Origin of the sequence: Streptomyces niveiscabiei, from assembly GCF_033794345.1 — a bacterium.
Lineage (GTDB): Bacteria > Actinomycetota > Actinomycetes > Streptomycetales > Streptomycetaceae > Streptomyces > Streptomyces niveiscabiei.
This window is the reverse complement of record NZ_JARAYJ010000032.1, coordinates 17,610-37,320: the sequence shown is the minus strand read 5'-3', so window position 1 is coordinate 37,320 and position 19,711 is coordinate 17,610. Positions and strand designations below refer to the sequence as shown.

Here is a 19,711-nt window from a genome sequence, read left to right as displayed (position 1 = left end):
CCCTCTCGGCTTAATAGACTTACTCAAGTGTTGACCAACTCAATGACTTTCTCCATCGAATACCGGTCCGCAGCACGCTCCGCCGGACCTACCCCTGAGGAGGACACATGACCGCAGCCGAGACGGAAGGCCGGCTCTGGGACGAACAGGCCCTGCGCTGGGCGGAGTTGCAGGAAGGGCAGTTCCGGCCCGCGTTCGAGGAGGCCCTGGCGGACTGCGCGGCCGGGACGGGTACCCGGCTGCTGGACGTGGGCTGCGGATCAGGACTCCTGCTGCGGCTGGCCGCCGCACGCGGGGCGTCGGTCAGCGGCCTCGACGCATCCGCCGGCCTGCTGGAGATCGCCCGGCGCGCCCTGCCCGAGGACAGCGACCTGCGGGTCGGAGACCTCCAGCGGCTGCCGTACGCCCCCGGCGTGTTCGACGTCGTCACCTCGTTCAACGCCCTGCGCTACGCCCGCGACCCGGTCGCCGCCGTGGCGGGGTTCGCCCGGGTCGCGCGCCCCGGCGCACGCCTCGTGCTCGGCGGCTGGGGCGCGCCGGAGCGGTGCGAGACCACGGCGATGCTCTTCGGAGTGCTCGCCCTGCTCCCGGCGCCGCCGGCCGGTTCCGACGGCGCCAACACCCCGGCGGCCGTGCGGGAGGCCGTCACGCGCGCCGGGCTGCGCGTCGGCGCCGTACGGGAAGTTCCCTGCCCGTTCGTCTACCCGGACCTGGAGACGGCCTGGGAGGCCCTCGGCGCGACCGGTCTGCTGCGGCACGCGGCGGCCGTCGTCGGCGAGGAGCGGGTGCGCGACGTCTTCGACCGGCACATGCGGCCGTCCGTCCGTGCGGACGGGACGCTGCGCCAGGACAACGTGTGCGAGTACACCGTGGCCGGGACCGACGGCTGAGTCCGCCGGGCCGGACCACCCGCACAGCGCACCGAACCCGCCGGACACCCCGGCGGGACCGACCCTTCGCGGAGGCACCGATGCACACCACCCTCATCGTCGCCCGGCACGTCCCCGGCAGCGAGAAGGAGATCGCCCGCCTGTTCACCGAGTCCGACGGCACCGGCCTGCCGGAGGAGATCGGCGTGCACACCCGCAAGCTGTTCACCTTCCACGACATCTACATCCACCTCGTCGAGTCGCAGGCCCCGGTGGGGCGCGCCATCGACGCCGCGCACGCCAGCCCCCTGTTCCAGCAGATCAGCACGGCGCTGGACGCCTACATCCGCCCGTTCGAGGAACGCTGGGGCAACGCGGAGCGGGCCTCCGCCAAGCAGTTCTACGAATGGCGGCGAGGCGAGGGCGTCGTCCGCTCCGGGTACGGCGGGTGACCACCGCCCCGGCCAGGCGGGCACCCGGCGACGCGCGGGGCCGGCGGGGCCGGCTGCGGCTGCTGCTCGTCGTCCCCGTCTGCGTCGCGCCGCTCGTCCTCGCGGCGGTCCTGCTGGACGCCGGGTCGGCACTCCCCGACCGGCCGGGCACGGCCCCGGCCGCCGGGGCGGAGCACGCCGCCGCGCCCCTGGAGGTGTGGCGGCTGCTGCTCGCGCTGGCCGTCGTGGTCGCGGCGGCCCGGCTCGTGGGGAGCGCGTTCGCCGCGTGGCTGCGCCAGCCGAGGGTCGTCGGCGAGATGGTCTCCGGGATCCTGCTCGGCCCGTCGGTGCTCGGTCTGCTGGCCCCGGCCGGCTACCGGGCGCTGTTCCCGGCCGGGCTCCTCGGGTACGTCGACGCGCTCGCCCAGGTCGGCCTCGCGATGTTCATGTTCCTGGTCGGGGTCGAACTGGGTGCGGGACATCGCGGCGCACCCCGCGCGGCGGGCGCGCTGGTCGCGGTGTGCGGCATCACGCTGCCGTTCGGCCTCGGCGTCGCCCTCGCCCGGCTGATGTACGGCACGCTCGCGGGTCCCGGCGTCGGCTTCCTGCCGTTCGCGCTGTTCCTGGGGATCGTCATGAGCGTCACCGCGCTGCCGGTGCTGGCCCGCATCCTCATGGAGCGCGGCATGCTGCACAGCCGCGCCGGGCTGCTGTCCGTCCTGGGCGCCGCCTTCGCGGACCTGGTGTGCTGGCTGCTGCTGGCGTTCGTGGTGACCCTGCACCGGGGTACGTCACCGGCGGCGGTCCTGCGGTCGCTGGCGCTGACGGCCGTGTTCTTCGCCGGTCTGGTGCTCGTCGTACGGCCGCTGCTGCGCAAGGTGCTCGTACGGCAGGGGCGGCTGCTGCCGGAGGGGGCGCTGCTGTCGCTGGTGCTGGTCGGGGCGCTGCTGTCGGCGGTGGCCACGGACCGGATCGGGGTGCACCCGGTGTTCGGGGCGCTGCTGTTCGGCGCGGTGTGCCCGGCGGACGCGCCGGGTCTCGACACGGTCCGCGACCGGTTGCGGGACGTCACCACCGTCGTCCTGCTGCCGCCGTTCTTCGCGTCCGTGGGCCTGCGCACCGAACTCGGGCTGCTCGGCGGGGACCCCGCGCTCTGGCTGTGGACGGGGGCCGCGCTGGTCGTCGCGGTGGCCGGGAAGACCGTCGGCTGCGCGGTCGCGGCGAGCGCGGCGGACGTGCGCGGACGGGACGCGCTGCGGGTGGGGGTGCTGATGAACTGCCGGGGGCTGACCGAACTCGTCGTCCTCGGCATCGGGCTCGAACTCGGGCTGCTCACCACGCCGTTGTTCACGGTGCTGGTGCTGGTCACGCTGGCGGCGACCGCGATGACGACACCCCTGCTCGACCTCCTGGACCGGCGGCGCTGATCCGGCGCCGTTCCCCCGTGCGGTGGGCTCTGCCATGATGGAGGCAGATCGTTGGGTGAGTCCTCGATGGATCGGTTCGATGATGGACCCACTCATGGAACACGCACGCGGGCACGCCCACGGGGACGGGGCGTGCCAGGGCATCGGGCAGGGGTGAAGGACCAATGACCACGGTGGTGAAGGCCGACCGGGCGGACGGCGGGCTCCTCGGCAGTCTGCTGGACTTCGCGCAGACGCATCAGGACCGGCTGGCGAAGGAGGTGGCCGCGCTGCGCGTCACCGTGCCGCAGGCCAAGGTGCTGTATCACGTGGACGACGCGCCGACGGTCCGCAAACTGGCTGCCAAGCTGCGCTGCGACGCCTCCTACGTGACCGGCCTGGTGGACCGCCTGGAGGAGCAGAAGCTGCTCAGGCGCCAGGTCGACCCGGAGGACCGCCGGGTGAAGAAACTGACCCTCACCGCCGCCGGCCGCCGGCTGCGGACGAAGGTGGTCCGCGCGATGGACGACGCGCCGGGGCTCGCTCTGCTGTCGGCGGACGAGAAGCGGCAGTTGGAGGATCTGCTGCGCAAGGCGTCGGCGAACTGACTCCGCGCGGTCGCCGGCCGGGCACGGCCACGCCGGGGACCTCGCGGCCCGCGTTCACGACCGCGTCCTTTCCCCGGGCGCCGGCGCGAGCAGCGTGTCGACGAGCGACGTACGGTGCTGCGCGGCCCGGAAGCGGGGGTCGTCCAGGACCTGCGCCAGGAACGGCAGCGTCGTGCGCACGCCCGGCCCGCCGACGCGGAACTCGGCGAGGGCGCGGCGCATGCGGGCCAGGGCCCGGGGCCGGTCGGGGGCCCAGACGACGACCTTGGCGAGCAGCGGATCGTAGGCGGCGGGGACCCGGCAGCCGGTGAAGCCCTGGGTGTCGACGCGGGTGAAGGGGCCGCCGGGTGGTTCGAAGAGCGTGATCTCGCCGGGGGTCGGCGCGAAGTCCCGCCCCGGGTCCTCGGTGTTGACGCGGCACTCCAGGGCGACACCGCGGGCGCCGGCGCCGCCGGGTACGAGGCGCTCCCCCGCGGCGATCCGCAGCTGCTGTTCGACGAGGTCGACGCCGGTGATCATCTCGGTGACCGGGTGTTCCACCTGGATACGGCAGTTGACCTCGATGAAGAAGTACCGGTCCTGGTCGTCCACGACGAACTCGAAGGTCCCGGCGCCCTCGTAGCCGACAGCGAGCGCACCCCGTACGGCCGCCTCGCCCATCTCCCGGACCGTGCCGGCGGGCAGGGAGGCGGGCGGGGCCTCCTCGATCAGCTTCTGGCGCCGCCGCTGCACCGAGCAGTCCCGGGCGCCGAGGTGGACGGCGTTCCCGTGCCGGTCGGCGAGGATCTGCACCTCGATGTGGCGGGCGGGCTCCACGAACCGCTCGATGTACACCGTGTCGTCCCCGAAGAGGCGGCCGGCCTCGGCGCGGGTCTCGTGGAAGGCGGACGCGAGCGCGGCCGGTTCCCGTACCAGGCGGATACCCCGGCCGCCGCCGCCCGCAGCGGCCTTGACGACGAGCGGGAAGCCGGTCTCGCCGGCCACCTCCGCGGCCCGCGCCCGGTCGCCCACCGGGCCGCCGCTGCCGGGCGGCACCGGCAGGCCGGCGGCGGCCATCAGCTCCCGCGCGGCGGCCTTGTCCCCGAGCCTTTCCATGACGGGCGGGGGCGGGCCGATCAGGACCAGGCCGTTCTTGCGGCAGACCTCGGCGAAGTCGGGGTTCTCGGACAGGAACCCGTACCCGGGGTGCACGGCCTCGGCGCCGGTGCGCAGCGCGGCCTCCACCAGGGCGGGCATGTTCAGATAGCTGTGCCGGGCGGGAGCGGGGCCGACGCAGACCGCGTCGTCGGCGAACCGTACGACCGCCGAGTCCCGGTCGGGAACGGCGTACGCGGCCACGGACTCGACCCCGAGCTCCCGGCAGGTCCGGGCGACCCGCAGGGCGATCTCCCCCCGATTGGCGATCAGCACCCTGGAGAACACGACGCCCCCTCCCCCGGGCCGGCCGCCCCGGCTCCGGCGAGGGCGAGCCCCGGCACGGAGAGGCTGGCGAAGTCGAGCGCCGGGAGCCCCGCCCCGGTGCGCCGCTCCCCGGGCGCCGGTACGGCGCCGGGGCGCTCTTCGCCGTCGGGAGGTGTCCCGGCCGCGCCCGTCATCCCCCGGTACCGCTCCTGCCTCCGCGCCACCAGCTCCCCGGGGTCCAGCGGCAGCAGTTCCCCGAGCGCCTCGCGCACCGCCGTGCGCAGGCAGTCCGCCGCCCGGTCCCAGTCCGTGTGCGCTCCGCCCGGGGGTTCCGGTACGACCCCGTCGACCACGCCCAGCCGCAGCAGCTCGCGCGGTACGAGGCCGAGGGCCGCGGCGGCGCGGGGCGCGGACGCGGGGTCCTTCCACAGGATCGACGCGCAGCCCTCGGGGCTGATCACGGAGTAGGTGGCGTTCTCGCAGACGTACACCCGGTCCGCGACCGCCACGCCGAGCGCTCCGCCGCTGCCGCCCTCCCCGATGACCACGCAGACCACCGGGACCGGCAGGGTGCTCATCAGGCGCAGGTTCTCGGCGATCGCGACGGCCTGGCCCTGTTCCTCGGCGCTCACCCCGGGGTAGGCGCCGGGCGTGTCCACCAGGGTCACGACGGGGATGCCGAGTTTCGCGGCGAGCCGCATCAGCCGGGCCGCCGTGCGGTAGCCGGACGGCAGTGCCATGCCGTGGTTGCGGGCCGCGAGGGCGGCGGGGACGTGCGCCTTCTGGTGACCGATCAGCATCACCGTCGTCCCGTCGAACCGCCCGAGGCCGCCGACCAGCGCCGGGCAGCGCCCGCCCGCGCGGTCGCCGCGCAGCTCCTCGAAGCCCTCCAGGAGCCGGGCGGCGTGATCGAGCAGGGTGGGCCGGTCCAGCCTGCGGGCGCTGCGCACGACGTCCCAGGGCTCACGCTCGGCGAGCAGACCGGGGTCACGGACGGGCGGCGGGCCGGGATCGCGGGCGGAGGCCGGGCCGGAATCGCGGACGAGGGCCGGGCCAGGGTTGCGGACGAGGGCCGGGCCAGGGTTGCGGACGAGGGCCGGGCCAGGGTTGTCGGGATGCGGGCCGAGGTCACGGGCGGACTGCGGGGCGGGGGCTGCGGGGCGCCCACCGGCACGGCGGCCGGGCGCGCCCGGAACGGCGGACCGTGCACCGGCCGGCGCGGCCGGTGTCCTCGCTTGCCGTCCCTCGTACGCCGCCAGCAGCCGCCCCAGCGCCGGGCGCAGTGCCCGCCGGTCGTACACGCCGTCCAGCAGGCCCCGCTCCAGCAGGAATCCGGCCGTCTGGAATCCTTCCGGCAGCCGCTCGCCGATGGTCTGTCCGATGACCCGGGGTCCGGCGAAGCCGAGGCGCGCGCCGGTCTCCGCGAGGACGACGTCCGCGAGGGTCGCGAAGGAGGCGGCGACCCCGCCGTACGTGGGGTCGGTGATCACCGAGAGGGTGACGACACCCGCCGCGTCCAGGCGGGCGAAGGCCCCGGCGAGGCGGGCCATCTGCATCAGGGCCACCGGCCCCTCCTGCATGCGCGCTCCGCCGGACGCGGTGACCACCAGCAGCGGGACGCGGTCCGCGCACGCCTCGTCGGCCGCCGCCGTGAGCAGGTCGCCCACCGCGCCCCCGAGGCTCCCGCCGAGGAAGCGGAAGTCCATCACGGCGGCCACCACCGGGCGCCCGGCGATCCGGCCGCGCACGCACAGCACCGCCTCGTCGAGGCCGGTGCGTGCACGCGCTTCGGCCACCTGGCGCGGATAGCCGGCGAAGCCGAGGGGGTCGCGGTCGGCGGCGGGGGTGTCCAGGGGCCGCGCCGAGCCCGGGTCCAGCAGAATCCCCAGCCGCTCGGGCGCCGTGAGCCGGTGGTGCGCACCGCAGTCGGGGCACACGCTCAGGGCGCGCAGGAACCGTTTGCGGTACGACACGCAGCCGCACCCCTGGCACACCACCCAGTCCGCGGCGGCGCTCCGTCCGGCAGTGGCTCCCCCGTCCATGACGTCTCCGTTCAGGGTGGGTCAAGTCGGCCAGGGGCGACGCTAGTGAGGCCGTAGGCGCAGCTCAACAGCGGCGTTCCAAGGACAGGCGGGCCCTGTCCGCACGGGGGACGGGGACCTGTCCGTCCGAGGGATGCGGGATGCCTCCTTCGACAGACACATGCTCCGGGCACGCGGGGGAATCCCGGAGGGAAAAACCCTGGCAGTGCCGTTCGTTGGCGTATTGCCACTCTTTGCTCCCGATGGGCCCGTGGATATCGTGACTCCGAGCCACAGGACAGGGGGATGGCCGTGCGCGAGGTCACTGTTGAGGCACTGCCCGCCGGACCCGAGCTGGCGACGATCCTGACGGAACGCTCCGAGGAACTCCTCGCCCGCTACGGGGAGCGCCTGGATCTGCTCGGCCTCGGTGGTGCCGACCCCCCGGTGCGGGAGTTCTGCGTGGCGCAGGCCAGGGCGGTGCTCGCGGACGTCCTGCTGGCCCTGCGCAGCGAGGGCAGCCTCCTCGGGGTGCGCGCGCAGGCGCCGCGCGAGGCGGCGGGGCCGTCCCCGCTGAGCTGGAACCCGTACGACGCGCAGCGCGCCGTGCTCACCCTCTTCGACGTGGTGATGACGACGATGGCCCGCTGTGTGGCCGCGCGCGGCGGGGACGTGCGGATGGTCGCCGACATCGCGATCTCGCTGCACCACAGCATCATGAGCCGCTTCGAGCAGGCGCTGGAGGCGAAGGTGCGGGCGCTGCTGCACGAGACGGCGGCGGTGTACGAGGAGGACCGGCGTGGGGTCTCCCGGGACCTGCACGACCGGGTGGGGTACGCGGTCACCGTCGCCAAGCAGAACCTGGAGCTGGCGGACCTGTACCGGGAGCGCGCGGACGGTCCGGGCGAGGAGAAGCTCCGGCTGGCGCACGAGGCGCTGCGCGAGGCGCTGGAGGAGGTGCGCGAACTCGCCTCCGGACTGCGCGCGTTCGGCTGTACGGACGGTCTGGAGACGGCGTTGCGCCGCTGTGCGGAGAGCCTTCGGCCGGCGGGTGCGCGGGTGGAGATCCAGGTGACGGGGCACGAGGGGTGGGTGCCGCCGGACGCGCTCGACGATCTGTTCCTGGCGCTGCGGGAGGCGCTGCGCAACTGCTTCGCGCACGCCGCGGCGCGGACGGTGGCGGTGCGGGTGGACATCGCGCCCCGGCAGGTGCGGGCGTTCGTGGAGGACGACGGGGTGGGGTTTTCCGCGGGTCGCGCGCCCGACGGGGTGGGGCTGGTCTGTATGCGGGAGCGCATCGCGCGGCACGGCGGGGAGGTGACCGTCACCGGGTTCCCGGGGCACGGGGTGACGGTCGAGTTCCAGTTGCCCGTGAGCCGAAAGTGAGCGGCCCGGCAGCCCTGGTCCGTATCGTCCTGGTCGACGACCACACCCTCTTCCGGGACGGTCTGCGCGAGATCCTGGAGGCGGAGGAGGGGTTCTCCGTCGTAGGTGAGGCGGCCACGCACGGGCAGGCGGTGCGGGTGGCGGCGCAGACCCAGCCGGACATCACGCTGCTGGACGTGGGAGTGCCCGGCAGCGGTGCCGTACGGACCGTGCGCCAGCTCCTGCGGATCGCTCCCGGCACGCGTGTGATCATGGTGAGCATGTACGACGAGCCCCACACGGTGCAGGAGTTGCTGGCGACCGGTGTGCGCGGCTATCTGCTGAAGTCGGCCAGCCGTCAGGAGCTGGTGACGGCGGTGCGCTCGGTGCTCTTCGACGACAAGCGGATCGTGCTGTCGGTGTCGCGTGCCAGCCTCACGCAGGTGCACACGGTCGCCGCGCTGCCGGAGCTGCTGTCGACGCGGGAGCGGGAGGTGATGTCGCTGGTCGCGCAGGGCATGACCAACAGTCAGGCCGCCCGCCAGCTGCGCATCTCCGAAGGCACGGTCAAGCACCATCTGCGCAACATCTTCGGCAAGCTGGGGGCGACCTCGCGGCTGGACGCGGTGAACAAGGCGATCTCGGCGTCACTCATCGAGCCCCGGGAGGGGCTGCTGTGACGGATCGTCGGGTTCCACCGCGAGCACCGGCTGGTCGTACTCGACCGGTTCGCCGTCCGCGACGAGCAGGCCCACGACACGGCCTGCCACGTCGGACTCGACGGGGAGCATGAGCTTCATCGCCTCGACGATCCCGATCTGGTCGCCCGGGGCGACCGGGTCGCCGGGGGCGACGAAGGGCGGGGCGCCGGGGGCCGGGGCGTGGTGGAAGGTGCCCACGGTGGGGGCGCGGACCGTGTGCGGCGGGGGTGGTGCGTCGGGGCCTACGCCCTCGGGGTCGGCCGGGGCCGCGGTCGCCGCGGCTGCCGGGGGTGCCGGGTGCGCCCACTCCACCACCACTTCCGTGCCCCGCGAGCTGACGTGGATACGGCTCGGGCGCTGTCCGGCGAGGCGGGAGAGGCGCTCGGCGCTGCGGCACAGGTCGGCCAGGACGAGGGCGGGATCAGCGGCGGCCTCGGGAACCGCCGGCTCGTGGACGGCCGTCATGACGTGCCGGTCGTGCGGTCCGCCGCCTCGGCCTGGACGCGGTCGCGGATCAGCGCGAGCTGGGCCAGGGAGTTGCGGTTGATGCGCTCGGCCATGGCGGCGTCGTCGAGCGGTGCCCCGGGTTTCATCTCGAAGTCCTGCGTCCAGCGCATCCGCACGCCGCCGGGGACCTCGTCGTAGGTCCACCGGATGCGCATGTACCGGAAGGGCCCGGTCTCGACGCGGTGCGCGACGACGGTGCGGGCGGCCCGGTCGAGGCGGCGTTCGGAGACCCAGCTCCACTGCTTCCCGTTGTCGTCGGGGTGCAGGGTGAGCCGGAACAGGACGCGGTCCGGCTCCTGTTCGAGGATCTCGGCGGCGCTGTACTCGTCGAAGAGGCCGGTCCACCCGGCGACGTCGTTGGTGCGGTCCCAGACGAGGTCGAAGGGGGCGTCGATGACGATGTGGTTCTCGGTGTGCGCGGCCATCTCTCAGGCGCCTTCCGTGAGTTCACTGTTCACGAGGTCGATGAGGGTGTGCGGGGAGGGCGCCTGTTCGGCCTCGGTGCCGAGCGGCACCGCGAGCCGGCGCTCCAGTTCGGCGACGACGCCGAGCAGTCCGAGGGAGTCGACGCCGAGGTCCGCGAAGAGGACGCCGGGCGTGCGCAGCTGCTCCTCGTCGAGGCTCACGCCGGTGCATTCGCGCACGACGGCGGCGAGTTCGACGGGGGACAGCCGCCGGGCGAGGGGTTCGGATGTCATGGTTCCTCCTGGCTGTCGGGGTCCGTGCGGCCGAGCACGAGCGCGGAGTTGCCGCCGGACAGGCCGCGGGCGAGCAGCAGCACCGTCCGGGGGTGCAGGGCGCGGGGGCGGCCGGTGACGAGGTCGATGCCGGGCAGCGGGTCGTGGGGGCAGGGGGTGGCCGGCAGCGTCCCGTGGTCGAGGCTGAGCGCGGCGAGGGCGACGTCGAGTGCGGCGGCTCCGGCGTAGGCGCGGCCGTACCCGGCCTTGGGCGCGGTGACCGGGACGGGGGTGTCGCCGAAGAGCAGGCGCAGCGCGGCGGCTTCGGCGCGGTCGGCGTCGGGGGTGCCGAGGGCGTCGGCGAAGACGGCGTCGACCTCGTGCACGGTGCGGCCGGCCGCGGCGAGGGCGGTGCGGGCGGCGACGGCGAGCCCTTCGGCGGAGCGTTCGAAGCGGCGTGCGCCGGTGAAGGTCTGGCCGTGGCCGAGGACGGCGGCCCGCGGGCGGGCGCCGCGTGCCAGCGCCTCGTCGTGGGCCTCCAGGACGACCATGGCACCGCCCTCGGCGGGCACGAATCCGCTCGCCGAGCCGGTCAGGGGCAGGTAGCCGCGGTCGGGGTCGGTGGCGCGGGTGAGGAGTCCGTGGCCGTACTGGCAGGCCATGGAGAACGGCGACAGGGGTGCCTCGGCGCCGCCCGCGAGCATCGCGTGGGCGCCGCGGCCGATCTCGCGGGCCGCGTGCGCGACGGCGTCCAGGCCGCCGGCCTCGTCGGTGACGAGGACGCCGCTGGGGCCCTTGAGGCCGTGCCGGATGGAGATCTGGCCGGTGCTGGCCGCGTAGAACCAGGCGATGGACTGGTAGGGGCCCACGTACGAGGGTCCCCGGCTCCACAGCCGCTGGATCTCGCGCTGGCCGAACTCGACGCCTCCGGCGCAGGCCGCGGTGACGACGCCGACGCCGTAGGGCGGCAGTGCGGCCGGGTCGAGCCGGGCGTCGTCCAGCGCCATCCGGGCGGCGGCGAGGGCGAGTTGGGTGAAGCGGTCGGTCTGGGCGACGAAGGCGCCGGGGAGGTGGTCGTGCGGCTCGAAGTCCTCGATCTGGCCGGCCAGGGCGAGGGGGGTGCCGCGCGGGTCGTAGCGGGTGAGGGGGGCGATGGCGCGCCGTCCCCGGCAGGCGGCCCGCCACAGGGCCGCGGCGCCGATGCCGGTGGGCGCGAGGGCGCCGATGCCGGTGATGACGGGCCTGCGTGTGGGTGTCCTCTCCCCCGTACCGCTGCTCATCGCCGTCGTAGCCCCCTCCGGTCGAGGACCACGGCCGTCTGGAAGCCGCCGAAGCCGCTGCCGACGGACAGGACGGTGTCGAGGCGGCGGGGCCGGGCGACGAGCGGGACGTAGTCGAGGTCGCACTCGGGGTCGGGGTGTTCGAGGTTGGCGGTGGGCGGGACGACTCCCTCGTCCATGGCGAGGACGCAGGCGGCGAGTTCGATGGCGCCGATGGCGCCCAGTGAGTGGCCGACCATCGACTTGATGGAGCTGACCGGGGTGCGGTGGGCGTGGTCGCCGAGGGCGCGTTTGAAGGCGGCCGTCTCGTGGCGGTCGTTCTGGCGGGTGCCCGAGCCGTGCGCGTTGACGTAGTCGACGTCGGTCGGATCGGTCCGGGCCTCGTCGAGGGCGTGGTGGATGGCCTCCGCCATCTCGGTGCCCTCCCGGGTGAGGCCGGTCATGTGGTAGGCGTTGCTGCGGGTGGCGAACCCGCCGACCAGGCAGTGCACGTCGGCGCCCCGCCGGCGGGCGTGCTCCAGCTCTTCGAGCATCAGGACGGCGGCTCCCTCGCCGAGGACGAAGCCGTCCCGTTCCCGGTCGAAGGGGCGGGAGGCGGCGTCGGGGCGGTCGTTGCGGGCGGAGGTGGCCCGGATCGCGTCGAAGCACGAGACGGTGATGGGGGAGATCGGGGAGTCGGCGGCGCCGGCGACCATGACGTCGGCGCGGTCCTCGTGGATGGCCGCGGCGGCGAGGCCGACGGCGTCGAGGCCCGAGGTGCAGCCGGTGGAGACGGTGTGCACGACGCCGCACGCGGGCAGGAGTTCGGCGATCTCCCCGGCGAGCGGGGCCGGGGAGAAGACGCGGTGCAGGAACGGGGAGCCGTAGGCGGGGTCGATGTTCCAGTCCCGGCCGCGTTCGGAGGCGACGACGTAGTCGGTCTCCAGCCGGGTGGTGCCGCCGACGGCGGTGCCCATGGAGACGCCGGTGCGCCAGGGGTCGCCGGCCTCGGGGTCGAGGCCGGAGGCGGTGAGCGCCTCGCGGAAGGCGGCGATCGCGAACTGGACGTAGCGGTCGCTGCGGGCGGTCTCCTGGGCGGTGAGGCCTTCGGCGAGGGGCTCGAAGTCGCATTCGGCGGCGATCCGGGAGCGGAAGCCGGCCGGGTCGAAGAGGGTGATGGGGCGGGTGGCGGTGGTCGCGGACGCCAGCAGTTTCCAGAACGCCTGGCGTCCGATGCCGCCGGGTGCGACGACCCCCACCCCGGTGACGGCGACGGCCCGGCTCACGTCCGCTCCCGCTGCTCGGTGTCGACGTGCCCGAGTTCGGGCCGGGGGGCGAGGGGGCCGAGGTGGAAGACGATCCGTACGTCCGTGTCGCCGGTGTTGCGGACCCGGTGGCGCACGCCGATGGGGATCAGGAGGGCCTGGTCGGGGCCCATGGAGTGGGCCGCGCCGTCCAGTTCGACGACGGCGGTGCCCTGGATCACGTAGAGGAACTCCTCGCTGTAGGGGTGGTAGTGCTCGGCGATCCAGTCGCCCGGGGGGATGACGGCGAGGCCGGTGAAGCCGGAGGTGGCGCCGACCGCGCCCGGGGTGAGGAGGGTGTGCAGGGCGCCGCCACGCCGGGTGTTGGGGGTGACGTCGTGCACGTCCACGACGCGGTGGGTGCGGGTGGTCATGGCAGCTCCCCTTCCCCGCACCGGGTGGTGCGGCTGCGGACGACGAACGGTTTGTGGACGCGTGCGCTGGTGGTGGCGACGACCGGTGCGGCCAGGTCGGCGTGGTCGGGCCGGCCGGCCCAGGCCCGGTAGTGCTCGGGGCTGCGCCACTCGCTGGTGATGAGCCACTCGCCGGGTTCGGTGGTGGACTGGCAGAGCTGGTCGACGACATGGCCGTCGGCGGCGGCGACGCTCCAGCGGATGGAGTCGTACGCCTTCACGAAGGCGTCCTCGGCGCCGTCCTCGACCCGGACCAGGAGCAGCACCCTGAGGTGTCCTTCGCCGCTCACGCCGCGCCGTCCGCGGGGACGGTGCCCTCGACGAGGTGGAGGCTGGTGCCGGGGACCGGCCTGACGCCGTCGAAGCGCAGCCCCGCCCCGGCGAAGAGCCCGGCGAGACCCGCGGCGGTGTGCTTCTTGCCGCCGACGTTGAGCAGCAGGAAGAGGTCCATGGTGGTGGTGACCTTGGCCTCGGAGCTGGCGTCGACGAGGTTCTGCACGAGGGTGACGCGCGAGCCGGGCCTGCCGTGCCGGGCGACGCCGCGCAGGGCGGCGAGCGAGCTGGTGTCGTCCCATTCCAGGACGTTCTTGAAGAGGTACAGGTCCTGTCCGTCCGGCAGGGTCTCGCGGCAGTCCCCGCCGAGCACCGTGCACCGCTCGGCGAGGGGTCCCTCGCGCAGGTCGGGGAGGGCGCCGGGGACGACGCCGGGGAGGTCGAACAGGGTGCCGCGCAGGGCGGGGTGGCGGTCGAGGAGGGTGTGCAGGAGGTGGCCCTGGCCGCCGCCGACGTCGGTGACGGTGGTGACGCCGCCGAGGTCGAGGGCGTCGGCGACGGGGGCGGAGGTGAGGCGGCTGGACTGGGTCATCGCGCGGTCGAAGGTCTCGGCGGCCTGCGGGGCGTCCTCGGCGAGGTAGCCGAAGAAGTCCTTGCCGTAGAGGTCGTCGAAGACCTTCTCGCCGGTGCGGACGGCGTCGGCGAGGCGCGGCCAGGCCCGCCAGGTCCAGGGTGCGGTGGCCCACAGGACGATGAAGCGCATCGAGCCGGGTTCGTCCTCGCGCAGCAGCCGGGACAGGTCGGTGTGCGCGAACAGGCCGGTGCCGCGCTCCTCGAAGACTCCGTGGCAGGTCAGGGCGCGCAGCAGGCGCTCCAGGGTGTCGGCGTCGGCGCCGAGCGGGCCGGCGAGTTCGGCGGCGGTGGCGGGGTGTTCGCCGAGTGCGTCCGCGAGGCGCAGTTCGCAGGCGGCGCGGACGGCGGCGGCGAAGCCGAGGCTCATGCCGAGTTCGCGCAGCCGGGTGGCGGTCTGCGGTCCGGGAGCGGTCACGGGGGCGTGTGCGGTCGAGGTCATGGGCGGATCCCCTTTCCACGGAGGCGAGTTCGCACCCCGTGATCCTCATTTGATTATCCAACACATCCATTGACTAACTCATTGATTGACTCTACATACTGGGGAGGACGACGCAAGAGGGAACGCCCCTACGAAAGGCGACGAGAGACGATGACGGACATCTCGGCCGGGCGCGGACTGGCCACGTTCATCAATGTGTTCCCGACGAAACCACGCGACCAGCACAAGGTCGTGGACCTGATCGTCAAGGCGCACGAGGAGTTCATCCGCCACCGGCCCGGCTACGTGTCGGGCAACGTGCACCGCAGCGTGGACGGCTACCAGGTCGTCGACTACACCCAGTGGCGCCGCCGCGAGGACTTCGAGGCCGTGGTCCGCGACCCGGCGGCGGCTCCCCACTTCGCCCCGATCGGCGAACTCTCCCAGGGCCGCCAGCTCGCCTATGACGTGGTCTACAGCCACACCGGCGACGGCCAGGAAGGCACCTCCCGTGACTGACGAGTCGTACGACGTCATCGTGGTCGGCGGCGGTCCCGCCGGCTCCGCCACCGCGGCTCTGCTCGCCAAGGAGGGCCGCAGCGTCCTCGTCCTGGAGCGGGAGAAGTTCCCCCGCTACCACATCGGCGAGTCCCTCATCCCCGGCGTGTGGCCGACCCTGGACCGCCTCGGGCTGCGCGAGAAGCTGGCCGGCCTCTCCTTCGTCCGCAAGTACGGCGGCAACCTCGTCTGGGGCCGCGACCTGCCGATGTGGAGCTTCTCGTTCGCGGACGGCGGCCCTTATCCCTACGCCTACCAGGTGCGCCGCGCCGACTTCGACGCGCTGCTGCTCGCCCACGCCCGCGAGCTGGGCGCGCGGGTGCTGGAGGAGGCGACGGTCAAGGAACCGCTGTTCGACGGCGACCGGATGGCCGGGGTGCGCTACCAGCTGCGCGGCGCCGACCCCGTCGAGGCCCGCGCCCGGTACGTGGTGGACGCCTCGGGGCAGCAGCGCTGGCTGGGCCGCCACTTCGACATGGTCCAGTGGCACGAGGACCTGCGCAACATCGCCGTATGGGCCTACTACCAGGGCTGCGGACGCTACGACGGCGAGCAGTCCGGCAACATCCTCATCGAGTACCGGCCCGGGGGCTGGCTGTGGTTCATCCCGCTCAGCGACGGCACGACCAGCATCGGCTACGTCACGCCGGTCGCCCTCCTCGGCGAGAGCAAGCTCGCCCCCGAGGCGCTGTTCGCGCAGCAGACCGAGGGCTCCCGCGAGGTGCGGCGGATGATGGAGGGCGCGCACCGGGTCAGCGGGTTCCGCACGATCCGCGACTGGTCGTACAACTGCGGGTCCTTCCAGGGGCCCGGCTGGCTCGCCGTCGGGGACGCGGCGGCCTTCGTCGACCCGCTGCTGTCGACCGGGGTCACCCTCGCGCTGCGCGGCGGTGCCACGGCCGCCACCGCGATCACCCGGATGCTGGACGACCCGGCGTCCGCCGAGGAGACCGGCCGCCGCTACGAGGAGAGCTACCGGCGCTTCCTGACCGGCATCCTCGACTTCGTCCGGGTCTTCTACGACCAGCGCAAGAGCCGCGCCGAGTACTACGACGACGCGCAGAAGATCCTGGACCGCGGCGGCGGCCTCCCCGCCAACGTGGACTTCGTGACCCTGGTGTCCGGGCTGTCCGACGGCGGCGACTTCTTCGAGACCCCGCCCGAGGACCAGTGGCGGCTGCTGGAGAAGCTGCGCGAGCGCGTCGGGGCGCCACCGGTGGTCGTGGAGCCGGGCTCGTGACGCCCGAGGAGGAAAAGGCCCTGGTGCTGCGCACCGGGGTGGGCACCTGGCTGCCGCACATGCTGTACGCCCTGATCGGGCTCGGCATCCCCGACCGGCTCACGGACGAGCCCCGGCCCGTCGCCGATGTGGCCGCCGACACCGGCACACTGCCCGATCCGCTGGCCCGCACCCTGCGCACCGCCGTGTCGCTGGGCTTCTTCACCGAAGGGCCACCGGAGCACTTCGCCCTCAACGACGCGGGACGGCTGCTGCGTTCGGACTCCCCCGGCACGCTGCGCGCCGGCCTGCACATCACGATCACCCGGCTGCTGCCGCTGTTCGCCGAGTTCGCCCACACCCTGCGCACCGGCGAGCCGGCCGCCGAGAAGCTGTACGGCATGCCGTACTACGAGCACCTGGCCGCCGACCCGGTCGCCGGGCAGGAGTTCGACCGGCATCTGGCGCGCACCACGCCGGTCGTGGCCGAGGCGCTCCTCGGCGGCGACACCCTCGACGGGGCCGGCACGCTCGTGGACGTCGGCGGCGGCAACGGCACCCTCCTCGAACTCCTCCTGCGCGCCCGCCCCAAGCTGCGCGGGGTGCTCCTGGACCGGCCGGACGTGGTCGCGGGAGCGGCCGGGCGGCTGCGCGACGCGGGCCTGGCGGACCGCTGCGAGCTGGCCGGCGGGGACTTCTTCGCGTCGGTGCCGGCCGGCGGCGACGTGTACGTCATCGCCCGCTGCCTGCACAACTGGGACGACGACCGGGCCACGCGCATCCTGCGGTCGGTGCGTGACGCGGCCGGCCCCGGGAGCCGGCTGCTGGTGGTCGAGGAGGTCGTCCCCGAGGAGACCGACCCCGCCGAGGTCGCCCACTCGGACGTCCTGATGCTGCTCCTGGGCGGCCGGGAGCGGACCGCCGGCGCGTACCGGCGGCTGCTGGCCGGTGCCGGCTTCGAGACCGGCGCGGTCCGTCCGGCCGGGCGGCTGCGCGTGTTCGAGGCGAGGCCCCGATGAGCGCCCTGCGGGTTCCCGTGCTGATCGTCGGCGGTGCGCTCGGCGGGCTGTCCAGCGCGCTGTTCCTGGCCGGGCACGGGGTGCCGGCGCTGCTGGTGGAGCGACACGGCTCGACGTCCGCGCACCCCCGGTTCCGGGGACCGACCGTGCGGTCCATGGAGGTGCTGCGCGGCGCCGGCCTGGAGGAGCGGATCCGCGCGGCCGGGTCCAGCGACACCGAGATCGGCGGCATCGCGTGGGTGTCGGGGAGCCTGGCCGACACCGACGTGCGCTGGAACGTCGAGCCGTGGGAGGAGGACCTCAGCGCGCTCACGCCGACCGTGGCGTGCGCCTGCGACCAGGACCGGTTCGAGCCGATCCTGCTGGACCGGGCCCGGGAACTGGGAGCCGACGTCCGCTTCGGCACCGAACTCACCGGGTTCGAGCAGGACGCCCGAGGGGTGACGGCGACGGTGCGGGAGCGAGGGTCGGGCAGGCGGACGACGGTCCGCGCGGACTATCTGATCGCCGCCGACGGCAGCCACTCGCCCGTCCGCGAGCGCCTCGGCATCCCCCGCCGGGGTCCCGGTCTCCTCGGCCACCGCATCAGCCTGTACTTCCGCACCGATCTGCGCCCCACCGTCGGCGGACGCCCCTTCTCCGCCTGCTTCCTGGAGGGCATGGGCGGCAGCCTGCTGCCCCGGGGCTCCGGCCTCTGGCAGCTCTCCGTCCCCTTCCACCCCGAACAGGGCGAGCGCCCCGAGGACTTCACCCCCGAGCGCTGCCGGACGCTGGTGGGTACGGCGCTGGGCGACCCCGGCGCCGTGGCCGAGCTGCGCGGCGTCTCCCCCTGGGACCTCGCGATCCTCGTCGCCGACCGCTTCCAGCAGGGCCGTGTCCTGCTGGTCGGCGACGCCGCCCACGTGATGCCCCCGACCGGCGGCTTCGGCGGCAACCTCGCCATCCAGGACGCGCACAACCTCGCCTGGAAACTGGCGGCGGTCCTGGCCGGGGGCGCGGGCCCGGGACTGCTCGCGACGTACGGTCCCGAGCGCCGGTCCGTGGCCCAGCTGACGATCGCGGCGACGGCCCGAAGACTGCCGGCGTCCTGGGTCGGCACGGGAGCCGGGCCGGGTGCCGGGACCGGCGCCGGGGGGCTGGTCGCCGGCGGGGCCGGGGCCGCGCCGGTGGCGGCCGGGGTGAGTCTGGCGGTGGGGTCCGGCGGGCTGAGCGACTCGACCGCCGACCACAACACCGTGTCCCTCGGATACCGGTACCACTCGGACGCCGTCCTCCCCGACCCCGGCGACGACGGCACGGAGCCCTTCGAGGACCCGCGCGAGCCGACCGGCCGGCCGGGGACGAGGGCACCGCACCTCGTCGTGGACGACGCGGGCACGCGCCGTTCCACGCTGGACCTGTGGGGCAGCGCGCCCGTCCTGCTCGTCGGGCCGGAGGGCACGCCCTGGTCCCGGGCCGCCGGTGAACTCGCGCTGGACGCCCACCGGCTGAGGGCGCCGGGCGCCGCGGGGCCGGGCCTCGTCGACGTGGACGGCCACTTCCTCCAGCGCTACGGCGTCGGCCCGGCCGGGGCGAGTCTCGTCCGGCCCGACGGCTTCGTGGCCTGGCGCTCCCCGCACGCCGGCGACGATCCGCGCGGCACGCTCACCCGGGTGCTCGCCGCCCTGCACGACCGGAGGCCGCTGTGACCACCCGTCTCGGGGTGCTGTTCCCCTCGTTCTACCCCGGTAGCGGCGAACCGCCCGACCCGGCACGGCTCACGGCGGCGGCCCGCGCGGCGGAACACGCCGGGTTCGACGGCTTCTGGGTACCGGAGCGGGTCACCGGCCTGCTCAGCGACCCGCTCATCGCCCTCGCCCACGTCGCCGCGGTGACCGGGCGCATCCGGCTCGGGACCGCCGTACTCACCCTGCCCGGCCGCCCTCCGGCCCTGCTGGCGAAGCAACTGGCCAGTCTGGACCGGCTCAGCGGCGGCCGGCTGGCCCCGGCGCTCGGCCTGGGCCGCGCCGACCCGGGCGAGCAGCAGGCGTTCGGGGTACGGCGATCCGAGCGCGCGGCCCTGTTCGACGAGGCGCTGCCGCTGATCCGGGCGGTCTGGGCGCGGGAGCCGGTGACACACCGGGGCCCCTCCTGGGCGTACGAGGGGCTGGCCGTGCAGCCGAAGCCCGGGGGCGAGGGGCCGCCGTTGTGGGTCGGCGGGGCGGCGGACAGCGAACTGCGGCGGGCCGGCCGGCTCGGCGACGGCTGGCTCGGCTCGTCCACGACGACGCCCCGTGCGGCGGAACACGCCCGCCGCACGGTCGAGTCGGCGGCGCGCGCGGCGGGCCGTACGGTCGCTGACGACGCGTACGGCTGCGTCGTCCCGTACCGCGGGCGGCCCGGCCCGCTCACTCCCGTGCAGCTCGCCGTCCTGGAGCGGATGCGGGCCGCGGGTCTCGTGCACGACGTGGACGGCTTCGCCCCGCTCGTCGAGGCGCTGCCCGCCCGGCTGCGCCGGCTGTCCGACGCGGGTCTGACCCTGTTCGTCCTGGTCCCGCTCTCGGAGCCGGCGGACTGGGAGGCGGAGGTGGGCATGCTGACGGAGGTGGTGGGTGTACGGGTGTGAGGGGGTGGCCGGCGTGCGGGCCGG

General features: G+C 74.6%; 21 protein-coding genes. 11 read left to right on the top strand and 10 right to left on the bottom strand.

Translation table 11 applies throughout. The annotated features are described in order from the left end of the window. Window positions 1-107: 107 nt before the first annotated feature. The 4 genes from PV682_RS33085 (at window position 108) to PV682_RS33070 (ending at window position 3,314) form a co-directional block, all read left to right on the top strand. Complete coding sequence (locus PV682_RS33085) at window positions 108-890, top strand: class I SAM-dependent methyltransferase (protein ID WP_319735457.1); 783 nt, start codon at window positions 108-110, stop codon at window positions 888-890. Between the two features lie 80 nt (window positions 891-970). After that, window positions 971-1,321, top strand: coding sequence for a TcmI family type II polyketide cyclase (locus PV682_RS33080; RefSeq protein ID WP_319735456.1), 351 nt, complete (start codon window positions 971-973; stop codon window positions 1,319-1,321). Then, window positions 1,318-2,727: a cation:proton antiporter domain-containing protein gene (locus PV682_RS33075; RefSeq protein WP_319735455.1), complete on the top strand. Its 1,410-nt coding sequence runs from the start codon at window positions 1,318-1,320 to the stop codon at window positions 2,725-2,727. Before PV682_RS33080 ends, PV682_RS33075 begins: the two co-directional genes overlap by 4 nt. Before the next feature lie 164 nt (window positions 2,728-2,891). Continuing rightward, the gene (locus PV682_RS33070) at window positions 2,892-3,314 is read left to right on the top strand and encodes a MarR family winged helix-turn-helix transcriptional regulator (RefSeq protein WP_319735454.1); all 423 of its coding nucleotides are present in this window, start codon (window positions 2,892-2,894) and stop codon (window positions 3,312-3,314) included. Window positions 3,315-3,368: 54 nt separating this feature from the next. On the opposite strand, the gene PV682_RS33065 is transcribed toward PV682_RS33070, so the two are convergent. Further along, window positions 3,369-4,736, bottom strand: a complete 1,368-nt coding sequence (locus tag PV682_RS33065; protein ID WP_319735453.1) for an acetyl-CoA carboxylase biotin carboxylase subunit — start codon at window positions 4,734-4,736, stop codon at window positions 3,369-3,371. After that, a complete protein-coding gene (locus PV682_RS33060; protein WP_319735452.1) occupies window positions 4,718-6,757 on the bottom strand; it encodes a carboxyl transferase domain-containing protein in 2,040 nt (679 codons plus the stop codon). Before PV682_RS33060 ends, PV682_RS33065 begins: the two co-directional genes overlap by 19 nt. A 285-nt stretch (window positions 6,758-7,042) precedes the next feature. Here PV682_RS33060 and PV682_RS33055 point away from each other — a divergent pair, with 285 nt between their 5' ends. Beyond that, window positions 7,043-8,122, top strand: coding sequence for a sensor histidine kinase (locus tag PV682_RS33055; RefSeq protein WP_319735451.1), 1,080 nt, complete (start codon window positions 7,043-7,045; stop codon window positions 8,120-8,122). Beyond that, window positions 8,119-8,781, top strand: coding sequence for a response regulator transcription factor (locus tag PV682_RS33050; RefSeq protein ID WP_319735450.1), 663 nt, complete (start codon window positions 8,119-8,121; stop codon window positions 8,779-8,781). The genes PV682_RS33055 and PV682_RS33050 overlap by 4 nt, the downstream gene beginning before the upstream one ends. Here PV682_RS33050 and PV682_RS33045 read toward each other — a convergent pair. Genes PV682_RS33045 through PV682_RS33010 form a run of 8 tightly spaced genes read right to left on the bottom strand, consistent with a single transcriptional unit; the run spans window position 8,749 to window position 14,307 of the window. Beyond that, complete coding sequence (locus tag PV682_RS33045; protein WP_319735448.1) at window positions 8,749-9,267, bottom strand: acetyl-CoA carboxylase biotin carboxyl carrier protein; 519 nt, start codon at window positions 9,265-9,267, stop codon at window positions 8,749-8,751. The two genes, PV682_RS33050 and PV682_RS33045, sit on opposite strands and share 33 nt — an antisense overlap. Beyond that, entirely contained in the window at window positions 9,264-9,734 is a 471-nt protein-coding gene (locus tag PV682_RS33040) for an SRPBCC family protein (protein WP_319735447.1), read from the bottom strand. The genes PV682_RS33045 and PV682_RS33040 overlap by 4 nt, the downstream gene beginning before the upstream one ends. 3 nt (window positions 9,735-9,737) lie before the next feature. Further along, the gene (locus PV682_RS33035; RefSeq protein WP_319735446.1) at window positions 9,738-10,007 is read right to left on the bottom strand and encodes an acyl carrier protein; all 270 of its coding nucleotides are present in this window, start codon (window positions 10,005-10,007) and stop codon (window positions 9,738-9,740) included. Then, entirely contained in the window at window positions 10,004-11,266 is a 1,263-nt protein-coding gene (locus PV682_RS33030; protein ID WP_319735445.1) for a beta-ketoacyl synthase N-terminal-like domain-containing protein, read from the bottom strand. Before PV682_RS33030 ends, PV682_RS33035 begins: the two co-directional genes overlap by 4 nt. Then, entirely contained in the window at window positions 11,263-12,531 is a 1,269-nt protein-coding gene (locus PV682_RS33025) for a beta-ketoacyl-[acyl-carrier-protein] synthase family protein (protein ID WP_319735444.1), read from the bottom strand. The genes PV682_RS33030 and PV682_RS33025 overlap by 4 nt, the downstream gene beginning before the upstream one ends. Continuing rightward, the gene (locus PV682_RS33020) at window positions 12,528-12,923 is read right to left on the bottom strand and encodes a cupin domain-containing protein (protein WP_319735443.1); all 396 of its coding nucleotides are present in this window, start codon (window positions 12,921-12,923) and stop codon (window positions 12,528-12,530) included. Before PV682_RS33020 ends, PV682_RS33025 begins: the two co-directional genes overlap by 4 nt. Beyond that, window positions 12,920-13,252: an antibiotic biosynthesis monooxygenase family protein gene (locus tag PV682_RS33015; protein WP_319735442.1), complete on the bottom strand. Its 333-nt coding sequence runs from the start codon at window positions 13,250-13,252 to the stop codon at window positions 12,920-12,922. Before PV682_RS33015 ends, PV682_RS33020 begins: the two co-directional genes overlap by 4 nt. Beyond that, the gene (locus tag PV682_RS33010) at window positions 13,249-14,307 is read right to left on the bottom strand and encodes a methyltransferase (protein WP_319735440.1); all 1,059 of its coding nucleotides are present in this window, start codon (window positions 14,305-14,307) and stop codon (window positions 13,249-13,251) included. Before PV682_RS33010 ends, PV682_RS33015 begins: the two co-directional genes overlap by 4 nt. 150 nt (window positions 14,308-14,457) lie before the next feature. Between PV682_RS33010 and PV682_RS33005 the strand changes: the two genes are divergently transcribed. The 5 genes from PV682_RS33005 to PV682_RS32985 are packed head-to-tail and all read left to right on the top strand — an operon-like array spanning window position 14,458 to window position 19,687. Further along, entirely contained in the window at window positions 14,458-14,805 is a 348-nt protein-coding gene (locus tag PV682_RS33005) for an antibiotic biosynthesis monooxygenase family protein (protein WP_319735439.1), read from the top strand. Next, on the top strand, window positions 14,798-16,084 hold the full coding sequence (locus tag PV682_RS33000) for an NAD(P)/FAD-dependent oxidoreductase (protein ID WP_319735438.1): 1,287 nt from the start codon (window positions 14,798-14,800) through the stop codon (window positions 16,082-16,084). The genes PV682_RS33005 and PV682_RS33000 overlap by 8 nt, the downstream gene beginning before the upstream one ends. Then, on the top strand, window positions 16,081-17,082 hold the full coding sequence (locus PV682_RS32995; RefSeq protein WP_319735437.1) for a methyltransferase: 1,002 nt from the start codon (window positions 16,081-16,083) through the stop codon (window positions 17,080-17,082). The genes PV682_RS33000 and PV682_RS32995 overlap by 4 nt, the downstream gene beginning before the upstream one ends. Beyond that, window positions 17,079-18,770, top strand: coding sequence for an FAD-dependent monooxygenase (locus tag PV682_RS32990; RefSeq protein ID WP_319735435.1), 1,692 nt, complete (start codon window positions 17,079-17,081; stop codon window positions 18,768-18,770). Before PV682_RS32995 ends, PV682_RS32990 begins: the two co-directional genes overlap by 4 nt. Continuing rightward, complete coding sequence (locus tag PV682_RS32985; RefSeq protein ID WP_319735434.1) at window positions 18,767-19,687, top strand: LLM class flavin-dependent oxidoreductase; 921 nt, start codon at window positions 18,767-18,769, stop codon at window positions 19,685-19,687. Before PV682_RS32990 ends, PV682_RS32985 begins: the two co-directional genes overlap by 4 nt. The last annotated feature ends 24 nt before the right edge of the window (window positions 19,688-19,711 follow it).

Excerpts from the sequence above, each read along its gene's own strand:
- PV682_RS33070 (WP_319735454.1), top strand. The coding sequence starts at position 2,892 with ATGACCACGGTGGTGAAGGCCGACCGGGCGGACGGCGGGCTCCTCGGC.
- PV682_RS33040 (WP_319735447.1), bottom strand. The coding sequence starts at position 9,734 with ATGGCCGCGCACACCGAGAACCACATCGTCATCGACGCCCCCTTCGAC.
- PV682_RS33055 (WP_319735451.1), top strand. The coding sequence starts at position 7,043 with ATGGCCGTGCGCGAGGTCACTGTTGAGGCACTGCCCGCCGGACCCGAG.
- PV682_RS33045 (WP_319735448.1), bottom strand. The coding sequence starts at position 9,267 with ATGACGGCCGTCCACGAGCCGGCGGTTCCCGAGGCCGCCGCTGATCCC.
- PV682_RS33005 (WP_319735439.1), top strand. The coding sequence starts at position 14,458 with ATGACGGACATCTCGGCCGGGCGCGGACTGGCCACGTTCATCAATGTG.
- PV682_RS33035 (WP_319735446.1), bottom strand. The coding sequence starts at position 10,007 with ATGACATCCGAACCCCTCGCCCGGCGGCTGTCCCCCGTCGAACTCGCC.
- PV682_RS33085 (WP_319735457.1), top strand. The coding sequence starts at position 108 with ATGACCGCAGCCGAGACGGAAGGCCGGCTCTGGGACGAACAGGCCCTG.
- PV682_RS33010 (WP_319735440.1), bottom strand. The coding sequence starts at position 14,307 with ATGACCTCGACCGCACACGCCCCCGTGACCGCTCCCGGACCGCAGACC.
- PV682_RS33060 (WP_319735452.1), bottom strand. The coding sequence starts at position 6,757 with ATGGACGGGGGAGCCACTGCCGGACGGAGCGCCGCCGCGGACTGGGTG.
- PV682_RS33030 (WP_319735445.1), bottom strand. The coding sequence starts at position 11,266 with ATGAGCAGCGGTACGGGGGAGAGGACACCCACACGCAGGCCCGTCATC.
- PV682_RS32990 (WP_319735435.1), top strand. The coding sequence starts at position 17,079 with ATGAGCGCCCTGCGGGTTCCCGTGCTGATCGTCGGCGGTGCGCTCGGC.
- PV682_RS33080 (WP_319735456.1), top strand. The coding sequence starts at position 971 with ATGCACACCACCCTCATCGTCGCCCGGCACGTCCCCGGCAGCGAGAAG.
- PV682_RS33020 (WP_319735443.1), bottom strand. The coding sequence starts at position 12,923 with ATGACCACCCGCACCCACCGCGTCGTGGACGTGCACGACGTCACCCCC.